The 20,700-nt window shown below is 71.0% G+C and carries 21 protein-coding genes; 2 read left to right on the forward strand and 19 right to left on the reverse strand.

What is annotated here, in order from left to right; genetic code table 11:
• Nucleotides 1–50: 50 nt before the first annotated feature.
• The 12 genes from atpD to FB467_RS15590 all read right to left on the reverse strand — a co-directional run bounded on the left by atpD (nt 51) and on the right by FB467_RS15590 (nt 11,091).
• Complete coding sequence (gene atpD, locus FB467_RS15535; RefSeq protein WP_141785906.1) at nt 51–1,511, reverse strand: F0F1 ATP synthase subunit beta; 1,461 nt, start codon at nt 1,509–1,511, stop codon at nt 51–53.
• 16 nt (nt 1,512–1,527) lie between these two features.
• Nucleotides 1,528–2,427, reverse strand: coding sequence for a F0F1 ATP synthase subunit gamma (locus FB467_RS15540; RefSeq protein WP_141785907.1), 900 nt, complete (start codon nt 2,425–2,427; stop codon nt 1,528–1,530).
• Nucleotides 2,428–2,523: 96 nt separating this feature from the next.
• Nucleotides 2,524–4,176 carry a F0F1 ATP synthase subunit alpha gene (gene atpA, locus FB467_RS15545; RefSeq protein ID WP_141785908.1) on the reverse strand — a complete coding sequence of 551 codons (1,653 nt, stop codon included), beginning with the start codon at nt 4,174–4,176 and terminating at the stop codon, nt 2,524–2,526.
• Nucleotides 4,177–4,266: 90 nt separating this feature from the next.
• A complete protein-coding gene (locus FB467_RS15550; RefSeq protein WP_141785909.1) occupies nt 4,267–5,079 on the reverse strand; it encodes a F0F1 ATP synthase subunit delta in 813 nt (270 codons plus the stop codon).
• Nucleotides 5,079–5,672, reverse strand: coding sequence for a F0F1 ATP synthase subunit B (locus FB467_RS15555; protein ID WP_141786716.1), 594 nt, complete (start codon nt 5,670–5,672; stop codon nt 5,079–5,081). Before FB467_RS15555 ends, FB467_RS15550 begins: the two co-directional genes overlap by 1 nt.
• A gap of 61 nt (nt 5,673–5,733) precedes the next feature.
• Nucleotides 5,734–5,940, reverse strand: coding sequence for an ATP synthase F0 subunit C (locus FB467_RS15560; protein ID WP_141785910.1), 207 nt, complete (start codon nt 5,938–5,940; stop codon nt 5,734–5,736).
• Between the two features lie 103 nt (nt 5,941–6,043).
• Nucleotides 6,044–6,838: a F0F1 ATP synthase subunit A gene (gene atpB / locus FB467_RS15565; RefSeq protein ID WP_342354724.1), complete on the reverse strand. Its 795-nt coding sequence runs from the start codon at nt 6,836–6,838 to the stop codon at nt 6,044–6,046.
• Between the two features lie 109 nt (nt 6,839–6,947).
• The gene (locus tag FB467_RS15570; protein ID WP_141785911.1) at nt 6,948–7,184 is read right to left on the reverse strand and encodes a hypothetical protein; all 237 of its coding nucleotides are present in this window, start codon (nt 7,182–7,184) and stop codon (nt 6,948–6,950) included.
• Nucleotides 7,184–7,618, reverse strand: coding sequence for a hypothetical protein (locus FB467_RS15575; protein WP_141785912.1), 435 nt, complete (start codon nt 7,616–7,618; stop codon nt 7,184–7,186). Before FB467_RS15575 ends, FB467_RS15570 begins: the two co-directional genes overlap by 1 nt.
• A gap of 82 nt (nt 7,619–7,700) precedes the next feature.
• The gene (locus FB467_RS15580) at nt 7,701–8,789 is read right to left on the reverse strand and encodes a glycosyltransferase family 4 protein (RefSeq protein WP_141785913.1); all 1,089 of its coding nucleotides are present in this window, start codon (nt 8,787–8,789) and stop codon (nt 7,701–7,703) included.
• 49 nt (nt 8,790–8,838) lie between these two features.
• Nucleotides 8,839–10,131, reverse strand: coding sequence for a serine hydroxymethyltransferase (locus tag FB467_RS15585; RefSeq protein WP_141785914.1), 1,293 nt, complete (start codon nt 10,129–10,131; stop codon nt 8,839–8,841).
• Between the two features lie 84 nt (nt 10,132–10,215).
• A complete protein-coding gene (locus tag FB467_RS15590) occupies nt 10,216–11,091 on the reverse strand; it encodes an L-threonylcarbamoyladenylate synthase (protein ID WP_141785915.1) in 876 nt (291 codons plus the stop codon).
• 101 nt (nt 11,092–11,192) lie between these two features.
• On the opposite strand from FB467_RS15590, the gene FB467_RS15595 reads away from it, so the two are divergent.
• Nucleotides 11,193–11,879, forward strand: coding sequence for a pentapeptide repeat-containing protein (locus FB467_RS15595; RefSeq protein ID WP_170230781.1), 687 nt, complete (start codon nt 11,193–11,195; stop codon nt 11,877–11,879).
• Nucleotides 11,880–11,886: 7 nt separating this feature from the next.
• Here FB467_RS15595 and prmC read toward each other — a convergent pair whose 3' ends face one another.
• From prmC to FB467_RS15625, 6 genes are all read right to left on the reverse strand, one after another.
• On the reverse strand, nt 11,887–12,804 hold the full coding sequence (prmC, locus tag FB467_RS15600) for a peptide chain release factor N(5)-glutamine methyltransferase (RefSeq protein WP_141785917.1): 918 nt from the start codon (nt 12,802–12,804) through the stop codon (nt 11,887–11,889).
• Nucleotides 12,804–13,880: a peptide chain release factor 1 gene (gene prfA, locus FB467_RS15605; RefSeq protein WP_141785918.1), complete on the reverse strand. Its 1,077-nt coding sequence runs from the start codon at nt 13,878–13,880 to the stop codon at nt 12,804–12,806. Before prfA ends, prmC begins: the two co-directional genes overlap by 1 nt.
• 91 nt (nt 13,881–13,971) lie before the next feature.
• A complete protein-coding gene (rpmE, locus tag FB467_RS15610; protein ID WP_141785919.1) occupies nt 13,972–14,187 on the reverse strand; it encodes a 50S ribosomal protein L31 in 216 nt (71 codons plus the stop codon).
• 264 nt (nt 14,188–14,451) lie between these two features.
• Entirely contained in the window at nt 14,452–15,570 is a 1,119-nt protein-coding gene (gene ald, locus FB467_RS15615) for an alanine dehydrogenase (protein WP_141785920.1), read from the reverse strand.
• Nucleotides 15,571–15,668: 98 nt separating this feature from the next.
• Nucleotides 15,669–15,947, reverse strand: coding sequence for a hypothetical protein (locus tag FB467_RS15620; protein ID WP_141785921.1), 279 nt, complete (start codon nt 15,945–15,947; stop codon nt 15,669–15,671).
• A gap of 120 nt (nt 15,948–16,067) precedes the next feature.
• Nucleotides 16,068–17,879, reverse strand: coding sequence for an ABC transporter ATP-binding protein (locus tag FB467_RS15625; RefSeq protein ID WP_211350623.1), 1,812 nt, complete (start codon nt 17,877–17,879; stop codon nt 16,068–16,070).
• 74 nt (nt 17,880–17,953) lie between these two features.
• Between FB467_RS15625 and FB467_RS15630 the strand changes: the two genes are divergently transcribed.
• Nucleotides 17,954–18,529: a TetR/AcrR family transcriptional regulator gene (locus FB467_RS15630; protein WP_141785922.1), complete on the forward strand. Its 576-nt coding sequence runs from the start codon at nt 17,954–17,956 to the stop codon at nt 18,527–18,529.
• 138 nt (nt 18,530–18,667) lie between these two features.
• On the opposite strand, the gene rho is transcribed toward FB467_RS15630, so the two are convergent.
• The gene (gene rho / locus FB467_RS15635) at nt 18,668–20,638 is read right to left on the reverse strand and encodes a transcription termination factor Rho (RefSeq protein ID WP_141785923.1); all 1,971 of its coding nucleotides are present in this window, start codon (nt 20,636–20,638) and stop codon (nt 18,668–18,670) included.
• Between the last annotated feature and the right edge of the window lie 62 nt (nt 20,639–20,700).

The raw sequence follows: 20,700 nt of genomic DNA on the forward strand, positions 1-20,700 counted from the left end.
CCGTGGTGCCGGACGCCGCGCGGGGCGTCCGGCACCGGGTACACCTGGGATCAGGAGTTCTTCTCCAGCTCCGCGGCCTGACGCTCCACGTCCTCCAGGCCACCGCACATGAAGAAGGCCTGCTCCGGGACGTGGTCGTACTCGCCGTCGGCGACCTTGGTGAAGGCTTCGATGGTGTCAGCCAGCGGCACGGTCGAGCCCTCGATGCCGGTGAACTGCTTGGCCACGTAGGTGTTCTGCGACAGGAACCGCTGGATCCGCCGGGCGCGGCCGACCAGGATCTTGTCCTCCTCGGAGAGCTCGTCGATACCGAGGATCGCGATGATGTCCTGCAGCTCCTTGTAGCGCTGCAGGATCGACTTGACCCGCACGGCGGTGTCGTAGTGCTCCCTGGTGATGTACCGCGGGTCCAGGATCCGGCTGCTCGAGGTCAGCGGGTCCACGGCCGGGTAGATACCCATCGAGGCGATCGGGCGGGACAGCTCGGTGGTGGCGTCCAGGTGGGCGAAGGTGGTCGCCGGCGCCGGGTCGGTGTAGTCGTCCGCCGGGACGTAGATCGCCTGCATCGAGGTGATCGAGTGACCACGGGTGGAGGTGATCCGCTCCTGCAGCACACCCATCTCGTCGGCCAGGTTCGGCTGGTAGCCCACGGCGGAGGGCATCCGGCCCAGCAGCGTGGAGACCTCGGAGCCGGCCTGGGTGAACCGGAAGATGTTGTCGATGAACAGCAGCACGTCCTGCTTCTGGACGTCGCGGAAGTACTCCGCCATGGTCAGCGCGGACAGCGCGACCCGCAGCCGGGTGCCCGGCGGCTCGTCCATCTGGCCGAAGACCAGGGCGGTCTGACCGAGGACGCCGGCCTCCTCCATCTCCACCATCAGGTCGTTGCCCTCACGGGTGCGCTCGCCGACCCCGGCGAACACCGACACGCCACCGTGGTCGCGGGCCACCCGGGCGATCATCTCCTGGATGAGCACGGTCTTGCCGACGCCGGCGCCGCCGAACAGGCCGATCTTGCCGCCCAGGACGTACGGTGTCAGCAGGTCGATGACCTTGATCCCGGTCTCGAACATCTGGGTCTTGGACTCCAGCTGGTCGAAGGCGGGGGCCTTGCGGTGGATGCCCCACCGCTCAGTCACCTCGAGGGTCTCGCCCTCCTCCAGGTTCAGGCAGTCACCGGTGGCGTTGAAGACCTTGCCGAGGGTGACGTCGCCGACCGGGACGGTGATCGGGCCACCGGTGTCCTGGACGGCCGAGCCACGGACCAAGCCGTCGGTCGGCTGCAGCGAGATGGCGCGGACCATGTTGTCGCCGATGTCCTGGGCGACCTCCAGGTTGACGTTCTGCAACCCTCCACCGAGGTCGACCTGGGTGGTCAGCAGGTTGTAGAGGGCCGGGATCTGACCCGGAGGGAACTCGACGTCGACCACGGGGCCGATGATGCGGGCGAGGCGACCGACGCCCCCCTCGGTCGGGGTCGGCTGCGTGGTGTCAGTGACAGTGGCAGTCATCTTCAGTGCTTCCTTCTCACTTGGCGTCGGCGAGGGCGCTGGCGCCGCCCACGATTTCGCTGATCTCTTGGGTGATCTCGGCCTGGCGGGCCTGGTTGGCCAACCGGGTGTAGGTCTTGATGAGTTCCTCGGCGTTGTCCGTCGCGGACTTCATCGCCCGCTGCCGGGCGGCCAGCTCGGAGGCGGCCGACTGCAGCAGGCAGTTGTAGATGCGGGAGGTGACGTACTGCGGGAGCAGCGCGTCCAGCACCTGCGGGCCGTTGGGCTCGAACTCGTACAGCGGGTACAGGTCCTCGGCCTCGGCCGGCGCGTCGTCGTCCACGACCTCCAGCGGCAGCAGGCGGACGACCTGCACCTCCTGGGTGACCATGTTGACGAACCGGGTGTAGATGACGTGGATCTCGTCCACCCCACCGTTCTCGGCGCCGGCGATGAAGTCGGCGGTGAGCCGCTCCCCGATCTCCTTGGCCACCTCGAAGGTCGGTGCGTCGGAGAACCCGCTCCAGGACTCGACGTACTCGCGCTGGCGGAACTTGAAGTAGCCCTCCGCCTTGCGACCGGTCAGGTACGGCTGGGCGGTCTTGCCCTCGTCCTGCAGCAGCTCCCGCAGCCGCTCGCTGGTCTTCAGCACGCTCGCCGAGTAGGCGCCGGCGAGACCGCGGTCGCTGGTGATGATGAGCACGCCGGCGTTCTTCGGCGCCTCCCGCTCCAGGGTGAGCGGGTGGTCGACGTCGGAGAAGGTCGCCACGGCCGAGACCGCGCGGGTGATCGCACGGGCATACGGGGTCGTCTCGGCGACCCGCTGGCGGGCCTTGACCACCCGCGAGGCCGCGATGAGCTCCATCGCCTTGGTGATCTTCTGGGTCGACTGGACGGACCGGCTGCGCTGGCGGTAGACCCGCTGCTGCGCTCCCATATCTCGCCTCTTTCTTCAGCCGTCGGTGGGTGGTGGGGCAGTGCTTCCGGTATGCCGGGTGGTCGCCTTCGCGGGACCACCCGGCCGCCGTGGGCGTCAGCGCTTCTGGCGCTTGATCTGCTCCTGGTTCACGTCCTCGTCCTCGAGGGACTCGATATTCTCGTCGTCCTCGGCGGTCCCCGGCGCGATGCTCCCGCCGTCACCGGCGCGGAACTGCTCCTTGAACGCCTTCATCGCGCTCTCCAGGGACGAGCGGGTGTCGTCGCCGAGCTTGCCGGTCTCCCGGATGCCCTCGAGCATCCCGCCCTGCTCGCGGCGCAGGTACTCCACGAACTCGGCCTCGAAGCGGCGCACGTCCTCGGTGGCCACCGAGTCCAGCTCGCCGGTGGTGCCGGCCCAGATGATGGCGACCTGCTCCTCCATCGGGATCGGGCTGGACTGCGGCTGCTTGAGCAGCTCGACCATTCGGGCACCGCGCTCCAGCTGGGCGCGGGAGGCCGCGTCCAGGTCGGAGGCGAACATCGCGAACGCCTCCATTTCGCGGAACTGCGCCAGGTCGACCTTCAGGCGTCCGGAGACCTCCTTCATCGCCTTCTTCTGCGCGGCACCACCCACGCGGGACACCGAGATACCCACGTCGATGGCCGGCCGCACGTTGGCGTTGAACAGGTCACCCTGCAGGTAGATCTGCCCGTCGGTGATCGAGATGACGTTGGTCGGGATGTAGGCCGAGACGTCGCCGGCCTTGGTCTCGATGATCGGCAGACCGGTCATCGACCCCGCGCCGAGGTCGTCGGACAGCTTGGCGCAACGCTCCAGCAACCGCGAGTGCAGGTAGAAGACGTCACCCGGGTAGGCCTCGCGGCCCGGCGGGCGGCGCAGCAGCAGGGACACGGCGCGGTAGGCCTCGGCCTGCTTGGACAGGTCGTCGAAGACGATCAGGACGTGCTTGCCCTGGTACATCCAGTGCTGGCCGATGGCCGAGCCGGTGTAGGGGGCGAGGTACTTGAACCCGGCCGGGTCGGACGCGGGGGCGGCCACGATGGTGGTGTACTCCAGCGCGCCGGCCTCCTCCAGGGTGCCGCGCACCGAGGCGATGGTCGAGCCCTTCTGGCCGATCGCGACGTAGATGCAGCGGACCTGCTTGTCCGGGTCGCCGGACTCCCAGTTGGCCTTCTGGTTCAGGATCGTGTCGATCGCGACGGTGGTCTTGCCCGTCTGCCGGTCGCCGATGATCAGCTGGCGCTGACCGCGGCCGATCGGGATCATCGAGTCGATCGCCTTGATGCCGGTCTGCAGCGGCTCGTGCACCGACTTGCGCTGGACCACGGTGGGGGCCTGCAGCTCCAGGGCGCGACGACCCTCCAGGTCGGTGATCTCCCCGAGCCCGTCGATCGGGGTGCCCAGCGGGTCGACCACGCGGCCGAGGTAGCCGTCGCCGACCGGGACGGAGAGGACCTCCCCGGTGCGCTTGACCTCCTGGCCCTCCTCCAGGCCGGTGAACTCGCCCAGGACGACGACACCGACCTCGTGGACGTCGAGGTTCTGGGCCAGGCCCAGCGTGCCGTCCTCGAACTGCAGCAGCTCGTTGGTCATGACCGAGGGCAGGCCCTCGACGTGGGCGATGCCGTCGCTGGCGTCGACCACGCGCCCGACCTCCTCGCGGGAGGCGGCGCCCGGCTCGTAGGACTGGACGAACTTGTCCAGTGCGTCGCGGATCTCCTCCGGACGGATCGTGAGCTCCGTCATTGTCTTCTCCTCTGCGGCCGGTCACCTCGGTGGTGGTGGGCCAAGTCCGTGTTCCTGAAGGTTCCTGAAGTGTGCTGTGGGGCGGTGGGTTCAGCTGGTCAGCCGGCGTCGGGCTTCTTCCAGCCGGCTCACCACGGTCCCGTCGATGACCTCGTCACCGATCTCGACCCGGATGCCGCCGACGACGTCGGGGTCGACGATCGCGTTGACGTGCACCGCGCGGCCGTACTGCTCGGCCAGGCTGCGCACCAGGCGCTCCTGCTGGGCCTCGGCCAACGGCACGGCCGTGGTGACGGTGGCCGTCACCTGCTCCTGCCGCTTGGACGCGATCTGCAGGTAGTCCTCGATGGCGTGGTCGAAGCGACGACCCCGGGGGGCCGACACCGCGTGGGCGGCGAGCCGCACCGTCTCCGGTGCGGACTTGCCGGCCAGGAGGGACTCCACGACCTGGGCGCGGGCCGCCGCGCTGGAGCGCTTGTCGGTGAGCGCCGCACGCAGCTCGTCGTTGCCGTCGACGATCCGGTTGAACCGGAACAGCTCGTCCTCGACGCGTCCCAACCGGCCGAAGCCCTCGGCGTGCGCCAGGAAGCACTCGACGGCGAGCGACTCGAGCGCGGTGCTCAGGTCCTCCTCGGCGGCCCAGCGCTGGGAGACCGCGGCCTCCAGCACCTTCTGGGCGGGCTCCCCGACCTTGCCGCCGAACAGTCCGGCGGCGACGGCGGCCTTGTCCTGGCCCTCCCGGCTGGGGTCGGCCAGCGCGCGGCGCAGCGTGACGTTGCCGCCGACGACACCCGAGACGGCGAGCAGCTGCTCGCCCACCTGGGCCCGGTCACCGGCCTGCGCCAGCGCCTGGGTGAGCACCTTGCGGGAGGCGCTGAGTGCGCCCCGGGAGGGACCCTGCATCAGGAACCCTGCCCCTCGGTGCCATCAGCGGCGCTGCCGACCGACTCGGGCGTGATGTTGCCGGCCTCGAGCTCGGCGAGGAACCGGTCGACGATGCCGCGCTGGCGGGTCTCGTCGTGCAGGCTCTCGCCCACGATCCGGGACGCCAGGTCGGTGGACAGCTGACCCACCTCGTTGCGCAGGGAGACCACGGCCTGCTGCCGCTCGGACTCGATCTGCTTGTGGGCGGTCTCGGAGATCCGGTTCGCCTCGACCTGCGCCTGCTCGCGCATCTCGGCGATGATCTGGGCGCCCTGCTCCTTGGCGTCCTCGCGGATCCGCGCAGCCTCGTCGCGGGCCTCGGCCAACTGGGCCTTGTACTCGCGCAGGGCGGCCTCGGCCTCTTCCTGCGCGGCCTCGGCCTGCTGCATACCGCCCTCGATGGCGGCCTGCCGGTCGGTGATCAGCTTCTCCAGCCGCGGCCACGCGAGCTTGCGGACCAGGAAGTAGATCACGCCGAACATCAACAGGCCCCAGATGAGTTCCGGGGTGTGCGGCATGATCGGCAGCCGCTCCTCGGCCTCACCCGCCTCAGCAGCGGCCAAGAGCGGCATCATGCTGGTGTACGCCACCTTGTCTCCTTCGAACGCAGAACGGGTCGGGCCCGTCGGGGGGTCAGTTACCGGTCAGGAAGAAGAGCACGAAGCCCAGGATGGCCAGGGCCTCGGCGACGGCGAAGCCGAGAATGGTGAACGGGGTCAGCAGACCACGAGCCTCCGGCTGGCGGGCCACCCCGTTGAGGTAGGCCGCGAAGATCAGACCGACGCCGATGGCCGGGCCGATCGTGGACAGGCCGTAACCGACGAGAGCGAGGGAGTCCATTGGTGTCCTCTTTCTTGTGTCCGTCCGGCCAGGTGACCGGACTCGTATGTGGTGGAGCAGTCGTTATGTAGTTGTGGCAACCGTCGAGGGATCGACGGGTGGATCAGTGTGCCTCGGCGACGCCGTCCCCGATGTAGGAGGCGGCGAGGAGGGTGAAGACGTAGGCCTGGACCGTCTGGATGAGCAACTCGAAGAAGGTCATCAGGAAGGCCATGAAGAAGGAGCCGGCGCCGGCCAGGGCCATCAGCACGCCCTGCTGCACGAGGAACCAGCCGCCGGCGACGAACAGGGTCAGGATCATGTGGCCGGCGAACATGTTGCCGAAGAGTCGCAGGGCCAGCGTGAGCGGCCGGGTGACGAAGAAGGAGAAGATCTCCAGCAGCAGCACGACCGGGGCGATCACCATCGGCACGCCGCTGGGCACCATGTGCTTGAAGTAGCCGACGAAGCCCTGCTCCTTGAAGCCGGTCACGTGGTAGACCACGTAGACCACCAGGGTCAGCGCGATCGGGACGCCGATCACGCCCGTGGGGGGCATCATCACGAAGGGGGTGATCCCCATCAGGTTGTTGAGCAGCACGAAGATGAAGATCGAGAACAGCAGCGGCACGAAGCGGTGGTAGTGCTTGCTGCCGATCAGCTCGCGGGCGATGTCGTTGCGCACGAAGCCGTAGACGGTCTCGGTGAGGAACTGGCCGGTGCCCGGGACGAGCTTGAGGTTGCGGGTGCCGCGGGTCAGCCAGAGGGCCAGGATCCCGGTCACCAGCACCAGGACGAACATCGGGCGCGTGATCGCCCACTCGCCGGAGCCGATCAGTGGCTGCCAGAAGTCGGCCGGGGACGGGCCGTGGAACTCGCTACCGGCAGCGACGACGGCTCCCATGGTCACGGGGCTCACGCAAACTCCTCTGTCTGATAGGCAGGGCCAGTGGGTGTCTGGGCCGATGAGGGGGGAACTGACGTTCCACGGGCAACGGGCGCCACGGCGACCTGGGAACACACGGACGTCATTGCTTACCGTACCTCATCCAGATGATGTAAATGGACAGGATCATGCCGACCGCGATGCCGACGGCGGGCAGCCAGGGCTGACCCCACCACCGGCCGAGCAACCAGGCGATACCGCCGAACATGATCGGTCCGGCGAGCAGGGTGGACAGCAGGCTGACGCCCAGCTGGTGGTCGGCCGCCGAGCCCGGCTTCTCCGACCGGTCGTCCGGGTGGTTCGCCCCGTGGACCCGCATCAGCGATCCCCCTCCGGGCCGGGCGGGGCCGGCGTGATCACCGGGTGCCGCGCGGCCAGGTAGCCGCTGACCATCGCGGCCTGGGTGAGCAGCACCGAGGCCAGAGCGGAGAGCGCCAACGGGGTCTCCTGCACCCAGCCCAGGGACTGCAGCACGATGGCCGCGGACAGCAGCAGGACGATGACGACGAAGAAGATCATCAGGCCGCCGGGCAGGACCAGCGCGCCGGGCTGGGTGAGCAGCCACTGGACACCCCTGGCGCCGCCGAGCATGGCGGCTCCGGCCAACCCCGCACCCAGTGCCGCCGTGGCGGCCGAGGCCCCGCGGGGCTCCCCCACCACCGCCGCGACGGCCGCGCAGAGCGGCACCCCCGCGCCGGCGACCAGGGCAGCGCGACGCACCATCAGCGACGGGGCGGGCCGGGAACTGGTCACAGGCAGGTCTCTCGTTGACGAGTGCGGGTTCGGGGTCTTGTGAAAACTATCACAAGCGCGGGGTTCGGGTCGAACGTGCAGGTCAGAGCGTTCTCCTCGAGCTTCCGGGGTGCCAGGTGAGGACGGCGGCGAGGACCAGTACGACGCCGATCACCGCCCATGTCGCGAGCGGTGGGAAGAAGGCGAAGGACACCGCCCCGACCGCGATCAGCGCCGCCCACAGGTAGAGCAGCGCCACCGCCCGCCGGTGGCTGTGCCCGATCTTGAGCATCTGGTGGTGCAGGTGGTGCGCGTCCGGTTTCCACGGCACCTGCCCGCGCCGGGTGCGCCGCACCACCGCCAACCCCATGTCCAGGATGGGCAGCGCCATGATGGCCACCGGCAGGGCCACCGCCGCCAGCGCCGAGGTCGTGGCGGCACTGGAGCTGGGGTCGACGCTGCCGGTCATCGAGATGGTCGCCGCCGCGAGCAGCAGGCCCAGGAGCAGCGCGCCGGCATCGCCCATGAACAGCCGGGCCGGGTGGAAGTTGTGCGGCAGGAAGCCCAGGCAGCAGCCCATCAGGGCGGCGGTGATGAAGGTGGCCGTGGTGAACACGTTGGGCGGGTTGAAGTCCCGGCTCACCAGGTAGGCCCAGGCGAAGAAGGCGCCGGCGGAGATGAAGACCACCCCGGCCGCGAGCCCGTCCAGCCCGTCCACGAAGTTCACCGCGTTGGTGGAGACCACGACGATGATGATGGTGATGGTGACCAGCACCGGGCCCGGTAGGACGGTGACGCCGGCGACCGGCAGCGACCACAGCTGCACCCCGAAGTAGGCCATCGCGCCGGCGGCGATCACCTGGCCGGCGAGCTTGGTCAGCCAGTCCAGCTCGCGCACGTCGTCGATCGCCCCGAGCAGCGAGATCACGGCCGCGCCGATGAGCACGCCGTAGATCTCCTGGCTGGTGGCGAACAGGTCGCCGAGGAAGGGCAGCCGGCTGCCGACCAGGACCGCCGCGGCGAAGCCGACGAACATGGCCACTCCCCCGAGGCGGGGGATCGGCACCGAGTGGACGTCCCGGGCCCGCACCGGCGTGACCGCACCGACGGCGAGGGCAAGGCGGCGGACCAGGTTCGTGGCGGCATACGTGGTGATGGCGGCCACGAGCAACACCATCAGGTATTCACGCACCGGCTACCCGTCCCGCCACGTCCTGCTCACCGACCCGTCGGGCACCCGCTCAGGGCGCCGGGTAGGCCGGGAAGGCCGTGAGCAGCTCGCCGATCGAGTCGCGGATCTCCCGGGCGACCGGGTGCTCCGGGGTGCCGTCGGTCTCGGTGACCGCGCGGGCGATCAGGTCCCCGATCTGCTCCATCTGCTCGGTGCCCATCCCCTGGGTGGTGACCGACGGGCTGCCGACCCGGATGCCGGAGGCCACGTTGGGCTTCTCCGGGTCGAACGGGATCGCGTTCTTGTTGAGCACGATCCCCGCGGCGTCGCACCGCTTCTCGGCGTCGATCCCGGTGACTCCCACGCCCTGCAGGTCGTGCAGCGAGAGGTGGGTGTCGGTGCCGCCGGTGATCGGGCGGATGCCGTGGGTACCGAGGCGGTCGGCGAGCGCGGCCGCGTTGGCGATGACCCGGGCGGCGTAGTCGCGGTACTCCTGCGTGGCGCACTCGGCGAAGTTGACCGCCTTGGCGGCCACGGCGTGCATCAGCGGGCCGCCCTGCATCATCGGGAAGACCGCGCGGTCGATCTTGCTGGCGTGCTCGGCCTTGCAGACGATCGCCCCGCCGCGCGGGCCGCGCAGCACCTTGTGCGTGGTGAAGCTGACCACGTCGGCGTGCGGCACCGGGGACGGGATGGCCTGGCCGGCCACGAGGCCGATGAAGTGGGCCGCGTCGACCCAGAAGATCGCGCCGACCTCGTCGGCGATGGCGCGGAACCGCTCGAAGTCGATGAGCCGCGGGATGGCCGAGCCGCCGGCCAGGATGATCTTCGGCCGGTGCTCCTTGGCCAGCGCCTCGACCTGGTCGTAGTCGATGTCCTCGGTGTCCTTGTTCACCCCGTAGTGCACGGCGTTGAACCACTTGCCGGAGAAGGAGACCTTGAAGCCGTGCGTCAGGTGGCCACCGTGGTCCAGGCTCATCGCCAGGATCGTGTCACCGGGCTTGGTGAACGCCCCGTACACGGCCTGGTTGGCGCTGGCCCCCGAGTGCGGCTGGACGTTGGCGTGGTCGGCGCCGAACAGCTCCTTGGCCCGCTCGATGGCCAGGTTCTCGGCCTTGTCCACCTCGGCGCAGCCGCCGTAGTAGCGGGCGCCGGGGTACCCCTCGGCGTACTTGTTGGACAGCGTCGATCCGAGGGCGGTGAGCACGGCCGGGCTGGTCTGGTTCTCGCTGGCGATCAACTGGATGCCGGTGCGCTGCCGGTCCAGCTCGCTGACCAGGATCTCGCCGATGGCCGGGTCCTGCTCCAGCAGCGCGGCGAAGCTGGGGCCGTAGTAGGTGTCCGCGGTGACCGGCGTGCTCATGGCTACTCCTGCAGTGCTGGGGTGTGGGGGTTGTCGGGCGCCCGACCGGGTGTCCGGGCGGACGGCGTGGTGCTGACGACCACTCTAGGGGGCCGGAGACCCTCCGGGTCCAGGGCTCGGGGGCCCGGCCAGGGTGCGCAGCGCCGTGGCGGGGGTCGGGACGCCACTGGGCCGCACGCTGCCGACGAGCCGGGGCCCCTGATCCGCGGCAGTGTCCGCGACCGGTGCGGGCTCCCCGTCGACCGCGTCCTGCTCCCCGGCCGGCGCCGCGTGGGCGCCACCGCCGGCCGCCGCCTCCGGGGAATCGTGCAGCGTCGTCGGGCCGAGCACCTCGCGCAACCGGTCGCCGCTGATCGCGCCGTGGCGCAGGACCACCGGCTCCTCGCCGGTGCAGTCCACGATGGTGGACGCCTCGCCGCCGGTGCGCGGGCCGCCGTCGAGGTATGCCGTGACCGACCCGCCGAGCTGGTCGAGCGCCTCCCGGGCCGTCGTGGCGGCCGGGTTGCCGCTGACGTTGGCACTGGTCACCGCCATGGGGCCGACCTCACGGAGCAGGGCCAGGGCGACCTCGTCGTCGGGCATCCGCACCGCCACGGTGCCGTTGGTATCACCGAGGTCCCAGACCAGGGACGGTTGGGCCCGGAGCACCACGGTCAAGGCGCCGGGCCAGAACTGGCGCATCAGGATCTGGGCGTACATCGGGATGGCCGTGGCCAGGCCGTCGACGGTGCGGGCGCTGGGCACGAGCACCGGCGGCGGCATCTCCCGGCCCCGGTGCTTGGCGGCCAGCACCATCGCCACCGCGACCACGTCGAAGGCGTCCGCACCCACCCCGTAGACGGTGTCGGTGGGCAGCACCACGATCCGTCCGGCCCGCACCACCTCGACCGCGCGCGCCAGGGCCTCGTCCCTCCCCGCGGGGTCGGTGCAGTCGAGGATCGCCTCGGCCGGCTCGCCCATCCACTCCTCCTGATCGCCTCATGCGGTCGCCCTGCCCCGTGCGCGCTGCGCCCGGCGGACCGGGAGACAGTCTGTCACCTGCCCCTGGCAGGATCGGCACCGTGCCGCAGCTGACCGACCGGACCCTGACCGCCACCGACCTGGACGCGCTGCACGGGGTGGCCCCGGACGACCCCGTCGAGCTGGTCCGGTGCGACCTGTCCGGGGTCCGGGCGCGGGACCTCGACCTGGACGGGGCGGTGCTCACCGACTGCGTGCTGGACGGTGCCGACCTGGCCGGCTCCCGGCTCGGCGGCGCGGTGCTGCGCGGGGGCTCGGCCCGCGGCACCCTGCTGCACCGGTGCGACCTGGTCGACGCCCGCTTCGAGCAGGTGGACCTGTCGGAGGCGGTGCTCGACCAGTGCGTGCTCACCGACGCCGAGTTCCACGGCTGCCGGATGGCCGGCCTCCGGGCCGGGGCCACCCGCGGGATGGGCTGCCTGCTGCTGGGGTGCAACGCCTACGGCGCCGAGCTGCCCGGCATCGTGCTGAGCCGGCGCACCCACACCGGGACCCGGCTCACCGAGGCCAACCTGGCCGGGGCCGACCTGCGGGAGGCGGTGCTGGAGGGGTGCGTGCTGTTGCTGGCCGACCTCACCGGCGCCGAGCTGACCGGGGCCGACCTGCGCGGCGCGGACCTCGGCCCGTGCACCAGGGACCGGATGGATGCGCTGCGCGGCGCGGTGCTCAGCCCGGAGCAGGCGATCGCGGCGCTGCAGGACCTCACGGGGGTCGTCGTCGCCGGCTGACCCGACGTCAGGGGCGCGCCCGGACCGCCCGCACCACGCGGGGACGTCCGGTCAGGTCCGGATGGTCCTCCACCGCGGCCCAGTGCCCCGTCGACCGCAGCCGCTGCACGATGTCATCCCCCTGGACGTCGGCGTGCTCCATCAGCAGCACCCCGCCCCCGACCAGCAGCTCGGCCGCGCGCGCCGCCACCTCCAGCGGGACCTGCAGCCCGTCCTCGCCCAGTCCGTAGAGCGCCGCCGCCGGGTCGTGGTCGCGCACCTCGGGGTCGACCGGCACCGAGCCCGGCGGGATGTAGGGCGGGTTGCTCAGCACCAGGTCGACGGCGCCCACCAGGTCGGGGAAGGCCTGCTGGGCGGGGCCCAGCCGCAGGTCGACCGGCAGCCCGGTGGCAGTGACGTTGGCCTGCGCCCAGGCGTGGGCGTCCTCCTCCAGTTCGACCGCGTGCACCTTCGCTGCGGGGTGCTCGGCGGCCACGGCCAACGCGATCGCGCCGCTACCGGTGCACAGGTCGACGACCACCGGTCGGGCCCGGTCGTAGGTCGCAGGCTCGGCGAGCTCGGCGAGCGCCAGGTCCACCAGCACCTCGGTCTCCGGCCGGGGCACGAAGACCCCGGGGCCGACCCGCAGGGTGAGGGTGCGGAAGTGCGCCTCCCCGGTCAGGTGCTGCAAGGGCACCCGCGCGGCGCGCTGGGCCACCAGCTGCTCGTAGGCCGCCCGCTCGCGGTCCCCGACCCCGCGCCCGAGCAGGGCCGCCCGGCGCACCTCGGCCGTCGGCATACCGAGGGCGTGGGCGAGCAGTGCCTCGGCGTCCGCCCGCGGGCTCGGCACCCCCGTCCCGGCCAGCGTCTGGGTCGCGGACCGGAGCAGGTCGCCCAGTCCCGTGCCGGCCCCGTCCCCGATCGGCGTGCCGGACCGGTCCCCCATCAGTCGGCCAGCGCGGCCAGGCGGGCCGCCTCGTCGGCGTCGACCGCCGACTGCACGACGGCGTCCAGGTCCCCGTCGAGCACGTGGTCCAGGTTGTAGGACTTGTAGCCGGTGCGGTGGTCCGCGATCCGGTTCTCCGGGAAGTTGTAGGTGCGGATCCGCTCGCTGCGGTCGACCGTGCGCACCTGGCTGCGGCGCTGGGCCGAGGCCTCGGCCTCGGCCTCCTCGACGGCGATCTGGTGCAACCGGGCACGGAGCACCCGCAGCGCCGACTCCTTGTTCTGCAGCTGGGACTTCTCGTTCTGGCAGGAGACGACCAGGCCGGTCGGCAGGTGCGTGATCCGGACCGCCGAGTCCGTGGTGTTCACCGACTGGCCGCCCGGGCCGGAGGAACGGAAGACGTCGACCTTGAGGTCGTGCGGGTCCAGCTCCACCTCCTCCGGGTCGTCCAGGTCCGGCATCACCAGGACGCCGGCGGCGGAGGTGTGGATGCGCCCCTGGCTCTCGGTGACCGGCACCCGCTGCACCCGGTGCACCCCGCCCTCGTACTTCAGCCGTGCCCACGGGGCCTGCCCCGGACCCACCGCCGACGGCGCCGACACGCTCACCCGGGCGTCCTTGTAACCACCGAGGTCGGACTCGGTGGCGTCCAGCAGCTCGGTCCGCCAGCCGCGGCGCTCGGCGTAGCGCAGGTACATCCGGACCAGGTCCGCGGCGAACAGCGCGGACTCCGCACCACCCTCCCCCGCCTTGACCTCGAGGATGACGTCGCGGTCGTCGTCGGGGTCCCGGGGCAGCAGGAGCCGCCGCAACCGCTCGGCCGCGGTGGCCTCCTGCTCCTGCAGGGCGGGCAGCTCCTCGGCGAACGCCTCGTCCTCGTCGGCCAGCTCCGCCGCGGTCTGCGCGTCGTCGCGGGCGGCCTCCCACTCCCGGTGCGCGGCCACGGTCGGTGCCAGCGCGGCATACCGCTTGTTGAGGCGCCGCAACGCGGTCGGGTCCCCGTGCACCGAGGGGTCGGCGAGCGCGCGCTCGATCTCCTCGTACTCGGCCAGCAGCGCGGCTGCGGACTCGAACATGGCGGACCTCCCGGTCGGTGACGGTAACGGTGCTGCGGCAACGACAACGCCGGCCCTGCGACGTGCTGTCGCAGGACCGGCGTGCGGGTCGTTACTTGGCGGCCTTCTTGCCGTAGCGCTCCTGGAAGCGGGCCACGCGGCCACCGGTGTCCAGGATCTTCTGCTTGCCGGTGTAGAAGGGGTGGCAGTTGGAGCACACGTCGGCGTGGATGCTGCCGGAGGTGGCCGTGCTGCGGGTGGTGAAGGTGTTGCCACAGCCGCAGGTCACCTGGGTCTCGACGTACTCCGGGTGGATGTTCTTCTTCATGCGTGGGTCTCCTCGGGATGGTGGTTCCCCCGGGTCGGCGACGCTGGTGCGGTGCCGTGAACCGGTGGGCCAAGGGGTTATTCTGCCAGATCGGCCAGCATGCTCCTAAACACGCCGCCAGCCCCCTCTATTCCGACCAGACGCGTGACCTGGCGGTCCCCGACCCCCACCGAACGCGCGAGCTGGCGGCTCCCCACCCCCACCGAACGCGTGACCTGCCGGCCCCCGACCCCCACCGAACGCGCGACCGGTCGCCGCAGGAGGTCAGTCGCCGAGCACCTCGTCCAGCCCGACCGCCGCGATCCCGGTCGCCTCGCCGACCGGCCCGTTGGCGAGCTGGCCGGCGTGGGTGTTGAGGCCGGCGGCGAGGGACCGGTCCTCCCGGCATGCCCGGACCCACCCCTTCTCCGCCAACGCCACGGCATACGGCAGGGTGGCGTTAGTCAGCGCGTAGGTCGAGGTGTGCGGCACCGCCCCGGGCATGTTGGCCACGCAGTAGAAGGTCGAGTTGTGCACCCCGAAGGTGGGGTCGGTGTGCGTCGTCGGGTGCGTGTCCTCGAAGCAGCCGCCCTGGTCCACCGAGATGTCGACCAGCACCGACCCGGGCCTCATCTGGGCGACCAGGTCGTTGCTCACCAACCGGGGAGTCCGCGCGCCCGGCAACAGCACCGCCCCGATGACGAGGTCGGCCTGCCGCACCTGTTCCTCGATCGCCAGCCGTGACGAGGCCAGGCCGTGGACCCGGTTGTCGTAGCGCCAGAAGGACATCCGCAGCTTGTCGAGGTCGGTGTCGAGCATCGTCACGTCGGCCCCCATCCCGAGGGCGATGTTCGCGGCGTTCTGCCCGGAGACCCCCGCGCCGATGACCACGACCTTGGCGTTGGCCACCCCGCCCACGCCGCCCAGCAGCACACCGCGGCCGCCGCGGGCCTTGAGCAGCTCGTGCGCCCCGACCTGCGGAGCCAGGCAGCCCGCGACCTCGGACATCGGGTACAGGAGCGGCAGCGCCCCGGACGGCAGCTGGACGGTCTCGTAGGCGATCCCGGTCACCCTGCGGTCCAGCAGCTCCCGGGTGAGGGGCTCATTGGCGGCCAGGTGCAGGTAGGTGAACAGCACCAGCCCCTCGCGCAGCAGCGGGTACTCCTCGGCGACCGGCTCCTTGACCTTGAGGACCATGTCGGCACCGGACCAGACCGACTCCGCGTCCGGCACCAGCCGGGCCCCGGCCGCGGCGTAGTCCTCGTCGGGGACCGCCGACCCCTCACCGGCCCCGGCCTGGACGAGCACCTCGTGCCCCCGGTCCACCAACTCGTGCACGCCGGTGGGAGTGATCGCCACGCGGTACTCGTGATCCTTGACCTCTTCGGGTATGCCGATCCGCATCGCCTACTCCTGTCCTGTCACCTACCGGTGACAGTACTCTCCGCGTGCGGCGCCGCCCGTGGGGCCGCCGGGGTCAGCGGCGCCCCCCGCAGGCGGGCTCAAGTGCGGGGGTTCTCCCCGCTGGACCGGTCGATGGCGTCCCGGTATCGACGCTCGGCCACGTCCGGCCCACGGCGCTCGACGACGGGGCCGTGGTGGTCGCGGTAGTCGAGACCACCCCGGATCACGATGGGCGCACCGTCCTCCTCGGGGGTGGTGCCCCCGCGCCGCAGCAGCCGTTCCCCGGCCGACCACAGCAGGCTCAGCAGACCGAGCGCCACCACCGCGACGGTGATCGCCAGCAGCACCTGCAGCCAGGTGTCCATCTCGTTGTCCATCGGTGTCCGTCCCTCCCGGCAACCCGGCGGGCCCCCGTCGACCCCGCCCGGCCACCGTACCGCGGGAGCGGGTCGTATGCCGTGACGCAGCAGCAAGGCAACGGCTCCTCCGTCCCCGGGTCAGCCGGGCACGGGGTCACCCGTGGCGGAGGGCACCGCGCCGGGGGTGCCCTCGCCGGAGATCCGCAGCGCCGCCACCAGCTCGCGGTACAACTCGTCGGTCGCGAGCAGCTGCGCGTGCGTCCCTCGTGCCCGCACCCGACCGGCCTCCATCAGCAGGATCTGGTCGGCATCGATGACGGTGGAGAGCCGGTGCGCGATGGTGACCACGGCGCCGGTGCGGGCGACCCGGTGGATGACTTCCTGGATCGCGGCCTCGGTCAGCCCGTCCAGCTGGGCGGTGGCCTCGTCCAGGAGGAGCACCTCGGGGTCGCGCACGACGGCGCGGGCCAGGGCTATCCGCTGGCGCTCACCACCGGAGAGGGTGGTGTCGCTGACCGGGCTGTCCAGACCGTCCGGCAGGCGCTGCACCGTGCCGGTCAGCCGGACCGCGTCCAACGCCGCCCAGATCTCCTCGTCGGTGGCATCCGGGTGCCGGAAGGTGAGGTTGTCGCGGACCGTCCCGGCGATCAGCGGCGTCTCCTGTTCCACGTAGCCGATCCGGCTGCGGACCGTGTCGATGCTCAGCTCCTCGAAGGGTGCCCCGTCGAGCAGGATCGTCCCTTCCTGCGGGGCGACGAAGCGCAGCACCATCGAGAACGTCGAGGTCTTGCCCGCGCCGGATGGCCCCACGATCGCCGTGTGACCGTGCCGGGGCACGACCAGGTCCAGGCCCCGGACAGCGGGCCGGTCGGCGCCGGCATACTGCAGCGTCACCCCCCGCAACTCCAGGACATGTGGCCCCGCACCGGTGTCCGCGAGGGTGCGGCCCGTCGTGACGTCCTCGACGGCGATGTCCTCGGTCTCCCGGATCCGGGCCGCGGCCGCCACTCCCGACTGCAACTGGGTGAAGGTCTGGGTGAGCGTGGTGATCGGGTCGATGATGTTGAACGCGTAGAGCAGGAACGCCACGAGCGTGGAGACGGCCAAGCCTCCCTCGTTGACCCGCCAGGCCCCGATCCCCAGGATCGCGATGATCGCCAGCTGGATGCCGCCGCCGGAGATGGTCCAGGCGACGGCCGTGACCCACACTGCTCGTATGCTGTGTCGCGCCGAGTCCTCGGCCCGCCCGGTGACGCGGGCGATCTGCCGGTCCTCCGCCCGGCTCGCCTTGACCGTGCGCAGGGCGCGCAGGCTCCCCTCCAGGACGGTGCCCAGCTCCCCGACCGATTCCTGGGCCTTGCGTTGCGCCTCCCCGATCTTCGGCATCAGCACCGCCATCAGGACGGCGATGACCACGATCGCGACCAGCGTGCTGAGCAGTAGCGGAAGGTCCAGCACAGCCATCAGGACGATGGTGCCCACGAGGGAGACCATCCCGTTGATCAGCTGCACGATGCTGGACGACGCTGCCTCACGCAGGAGCACCGTGTCCGAGGTGACCCTGGTGACCATCTCCCCCGGCGACCGCCGTTGGACATCCCCCACCGTGCCCCGGACGAAGCGGCCCACCAGGCCGGTCCGGGCGTCCAGCACGATGTGCTCGGCCAACCGGCCGAGCAGGATCCACTGGGCCATCCCCGCGATGGACCCGATGACCAGGAGCACCAGCAGGAGCACCACCGGGCCGGCCAGCGAGACGTCGGCACCGACCGAGTCGAGCACCCACTTGGTGGCCAACGGTGTGGCGAGCGCCGTGGCCGTCGTCCCCAGGCCGAGCAGCACGCCGACGGCCACCGTCAACCGGTGCGGGCGCACGTACTGCAGCAGCAGCCGGATGTTCTCCCACCGGAGCGGGACCGGGGGTGGCGGATCAGCGGTGGGTTCATTCACTCCCTAAGTGGAGCACTTGTGTCTCATGAGAGTCAATTGTGTTTCATAACGAACCTACGTTGTATTGTGCCGCCATGACGTCGGCACCAGACACGAAGGAGACCGGGACCCGCGCCCGCACCCGGCTGGCCATCCTCGAGGCGGCGGCGGGAATCCTGCCCACGCGACCCACAGCCTCGCTGACGGAGATCGCCACGGCCGCCGATGTCGGCCGGTCGACGCTGCACCGCTACTTCCCCGACCGCGCCGACCTGCTGGCGGCTCTGGCCCACCACATGCTCGAACGGTTGGAGGCCGACTTCCAGCGGGCCGAGCCGGACATCGGGGACCCGGTGGATGCGCTCCGCCGGGTGGCCGAGGCGATCATCGACCGCGGACCGGCGATGACCTATCTCTACAACGAGCCCACGCTCGCCCAGCACGAGGAGCTGTGGGGTGAGGTCGACCCGGCGGCGGATCCGGTCAGCCGGATCCTGGACCGCGCCTCGGACCGCCTGCGCGGCGACCTGTCCCGGGAGTGGATCGTGAAGTGCTTCTGGTCCCTGGTCTACGTCGGGTGGGAGTCGATGCGCGACGGGAGCATGCCGCGGGCGGTCGTCCTGGACTCGATCATCACCACGATGACCTCGGGGATCCTGAGGCACGACTGACGGGGTCGACCAACGCCCTGTGCGCGATGGGCTGTGCCGGACGGCCCCCTGTCTCCCGGTCCCCTGTATGCCGTGTGGCCCGGTCCCCCACCTGGGGAACCGGGCCGCACGGCATACAGGATCGTCAGCGCTGGACGATCAGTCCTCGTCGTCCAACTTGATCGAGGAGGTCTGCTGCACCTGGACCAGGAACTCGTAGTTGGTCTTGGTCTTGCGCAGCCGGTCCAGCAGCAGCTCGATGCCCTGCTGGGCGTCGAGCGCGGAGAGCACGCGACGCAGCTTCCACATGATCTTCAGCTCGTCCGGCGGCATCAGGATCTCCTCGCGGCGGGTGCCGGAGGGGTTGACGTCGACGGCCGGGAAGATCCGGCGGTCGGCGAGCTGGCGGGACAGCCGCAGCTCCATGTTGCCGGTGCCCTTGAACTCCTCGAAGATGACCTCGTCCATCTTGGACCCGGTCTCCACGAGCGCGGTCGCCAGGATCGTGAGGGACCCGCCGTGCTCGATGTTGCGCGCGGCACCGAAGAAGCGCTTCGGCGGGTACAGCGCGCTGGAGTCCACACCACCGGACAGGATCCGGCCGCTGGCCGGGGCGGCCAGGTTGTAGGCACGGCCCAGGCGGGTGATGGAGTCCAGCAGCACGACGACGTCGCCGCCCATCTCGACCAGACGCTTGGCCCGCTCGATCGCCAGCTCGGCGACCGTGGTGTGGTCGTCGGCCGGCCGGTCGAAGGTCGAGGCGATGACCTCACCCTTGACCGTGCGCTGCATGTCGGTGACCTCTTCCGGACGCTCGTCCACCAGGACGATCATCAGGTGCACCTCGGGGTTATTGGTGGTGATCGCGTTCGCGATCGACTGCAGCACCAGGGTCTTTCCCGCCTTCGGCGGAGAGACGATCAGGCCGCGCTGGCCCTTACCGATCGGGGCAACCAGGTCGATGATCCGGGTCGTCAGGTTCTTCTGCTCGGTCTCCAGGCGGAGCCGGTCCTGGGGGTACAGGGGGGTGAGCTTGGTGAACTCCGGACGGGCCTTAGCCTGCTCCGGGGTCTGCCCGTTGACCGTGTCGAGGCGGACGAGGGCGTTGAACTTCTGGCGGTTGTTGCCGCCGGAGTGCTGCTGCTCGCCCTGCTGGTTGGCCTTGATCGCACCGGTGACCGCGTCGCCCTTGCGCAGGCCGTTCTTCCGGACCATGCCCATCGGGACGTAGACGTCGCTCGGTCCGGGCAGGTAGCCGGTGGTGCGGATGAAGGCGTAGTTGTCCAGCACGTCCAGGACACCGGCCACGCCGACGAGGACGTCGTCCTCGCTGTAGCTCTCCTGCTCGTCCTGGTACTGGTCGCCGCCCCCGCGCTGGTTGTTGCGCCCGCGCTTGCGGTCCCGGCCGCGCTGACGGTTCCGGCGACGACCGCCGCCGCGGTTGTCGTCGTCGTAGTCGTTGCCACCCTGGTTGCGGTCGTTGCCGGACTGGTTGCGGTCGTTGCCGCCCTGCCGGTCCTGCTGACCCTGGTTGCGGTCGTTGCCGCCCTGCCGGTCCTGCTGACCCTGGTTGCGGTCATTGCCGGACTGCCGGTCGTTCTGCCGGTCGTTGCCGCCCTGCCGGTCCTGCTGACCCTGGTTCCGGTCGTTACCCGACTGGCGGTCGTTGCCGGACTTCTTCTCGGCCGCGCCGTCCCCCTGGTCGTTCTGCTGGCGGTCCTGCTGCCGGCCGGAGCGGCGCTCGCCGCCCTGGTCGCGCGAGTCGCCACCGGCGCCGTCGCCACGTCCGGCCGCGGCCGGCTCGGCGTCGGTCGACGGCTTCCCCGCGGGGGCGGAGGCCCGCCGCTCGGCGCGTCGCGAGGTCTTCTCCCCCTGCGCCGGGGCGCTGTCCTGCTCGGTGCGGTCCCCAGCGGGGGCCGGGGCGGAGCCCCCGGCGGAGCGAGCCGACCGGGTGGCGCCGTTGGTGCCCCCGCCCTGGCGCTCCTTGATGGCCTGCACAAGGTCCGCCTTGCGCATCTTCGGGCTCACAGCGATGCCCATCGATCCGGCCAGGCCCTGCAACTCGGCCAACCGCATCGCGCTCAGCGAGCCCGACTTGGTGGGTGCAGCGGTCTTGGTGGTGTCTGTCACGAAGGATTCCTTCCCCCTCGTAGGGGCCCGCCGGATATCGGTCGGGCCCGGGGTAACAGGTA

This window comes from Ornithinicoccus hortensis, from assembly GCF_006716185.1.
Classification (GTDB): Bacteria; Actinomycetota; Actinomycetes; order Actinomycetales; family Dermatophilaceae; genus Ornithinicoccus; species Ornithinicoccus hortensis.